This is a genomic window from Mesorhizobium sp. M4A.F.Ca.ET.020.02.1.1 (assembly GCF_004022645.1).
Lineage (GTDB): Bacteria > Pseudomonadota > Alphaproteobacteria > Rhizobiales > Rhizobiaceae > Mesorhizobium.
On record NZ_RZOI01000977.1, the window covers coordinates 1 to 1,805 of the forward strand.

Annotated in this window: 3 protein-coding genes; 1 reads left to right on the plus strand and 2 read right to left on the minus strand. The window is 66.3% G+C overall.

What is annotated here, in order from left to right:
- Window positions 1-154 precede the first annotated feature (154 nt).
- Window positions 155-1,057, plus strand: coding sequence for a histone deacetylase (locus tag EN742_RS33835; protein WP_127422357.1), 903 nt, complete (start codon window positions 155-157; stop codon window positions 1,055-1,057).
- 3 nt (window positions 1,058-1,060) lie between these two features.
- Here EN742_RS33835 and EN742_RS33840 read toward each other — a convergent pair whose 3' ends face one another.
- Both EN742_RS33840 and EN742_RS37685 read right to left on the minus strand, forming a co-directional pair.
- Window positions 1,061-1,324, minus strand: a complete 264-nt coding sequence (locus tag EN742_RS33840; protein WP_127407766.1) for a DUF6460 domain-containing protein — start codon at window positions 1,322-1,324, stop codon at window positions 1,061-1,063.
- A gap of 104 nt (window positions 1,325-1,428) precedes the next feature.
- Window positions 1,429-1,805: hypothetical protein (locus tag EN742_RS37685; RefSeq protein ID WP_210214505.1), on the minus strand; the 377-nt coding region annotated here is incomplete at its 5' end.

Here is a 1,805-nt window from a genome sequence, read left to right on the forward strand (position 1 = left end):
GTTGGTAACGGCGAAAGACCGGCCGGCGGCCGATGTCGATAGCTGATCCAGGGCCTGGTCCTCGGGACGGCTTGATCGGACGACCGATGTGCCCCAGTTTGCCGGTGCCGCGCAATCACGATCCGGCGTCGGCCAACCGAATCCCGGAGCTGGCATGCCGCTGCAGATCGTCCACCACCCCGGCTATGACGCCGGTTTCGCCGTCAACCACCGCTTCCCGATGAGCAAGTATCCGCTGCTGATGCGGGCGCTGGAGGCGCGCGGACTGGCGAGCCGCGACACGCTCGCCATGCCCGAGCCGGCGCCGGCATCGTGGCTGAAGCTGGCGCACGCGGCCGACTATGTCGACCAGGTCCTGGCCTGCCAGGTGCCGGAAAGGATCGAACGCGAGATCGGCTTTCCGGTCGGTCCGCGGGTTTCGCTCAGGGCACAGCTTGCCGCCGGCGGCACGGTGCTGGCGGCGCGGCTGGCGCTGAGGCACGGCATCGCCTGCAACGCCGCCGGCGGCAGCCACCATGCGCGGCGCGCGCAGGGCGCCGGCTTCTGCACCTTCAACGACGTCGCCGTCGCCTCGCTGGTGCTGCTTGCCGAGGGTGCCGTGGGCAGCATCCTGATCGTCGACCTCGACGTGCATCAGGGCGACGGCACGGCGGATATCCTGAAGGACGAACCACGCGCGTTCACCTTTTCCATGCATGGCGAGCGCAACTATCCGGTGCGCAAGATCGCCTCCGACCTAGACGTTGCGCTGCCTGACGGCATCGGCGACGCGGCCTATCTCGAGAGGCTCGGCGGCATCCTGCCGGAACTGTCGGCCAGAACGCGCTGGGACATCGTCTTCTACAATGCCGGCGTCGACGTCCACGCCGGGGACAGGCTGGGCCGGCTGTCACTCAGCGATGACGGCCTGCGCGCCCGCGATGCGATGGTTCTCCGCCATTTTCGCCGGCTCGGCATGCCGGTCTGCGGCGTCATCGGCGGCGGCTATTCGACGGACGTGGCAACACTTGCCGCGCGTCACGCCATCCTGTTCGAGGTGGCGTCAGGCTTCGTCTGAGGGTCACTTCCTGTAGCTGGCGATCCTCAGCAGGATGAAGACCGGCACGACGATCGCCGCGCCCAAGAGGATGTAGCCGATGAAACGGTCGATGGCATGGAAGCCGAGATTCCACAGGTCGAGGAAGAACTGGCGGATGCCGTGGTAGACGTCCATCGGCGACCAGCCGAAGGCGTGCATCACGAGGCCGACGAGGAACGAGACCACAAGCAGCTTGATCAGCACCCGGAGCGGTGAGTCACCGAGAAAGCGCGTCAGTGCGGACAAGTTCCGTCTCCACGTTTCGGCTGCCCCGATTCGGGGGTTCGATCCCAGAAATACGCACTTGCCCGCCCGGCATCAAGCCAGCTGGATGTCGGCAAAGGCCACGCTCACCAAAACCGCCAACGCAAGATGCGGGCCCATGGCGCCCGTTCGCGATAGACTTCCCGGTAGCGCCAGAGCCTATTGTAGCGGTTGCCGCCGCCGATGCCGAGTTCCGACACTGGGCCGCCTCCCCGCTTGCGCTTGATCGCCACCAGTTCCTTGGCGTGCTGAAGGCAATGGCTCGGTTTCTGCGCAGGTTCGCCCTCGCCTGTCGGCAGCGTCAACCTGACCGCCTCTCCGACGATTAGGTCTTCCGGATCGCAGGTCATGGCGATGGCCTTGCCGAACAGCGTCGGTCCGGTCGGGCACAAGGCTGTCGGCCCGTAATATTCGCGTTTGACGTTGGCGCAGACCAACTCGATGGCCTTGGCCATGGCCCTGT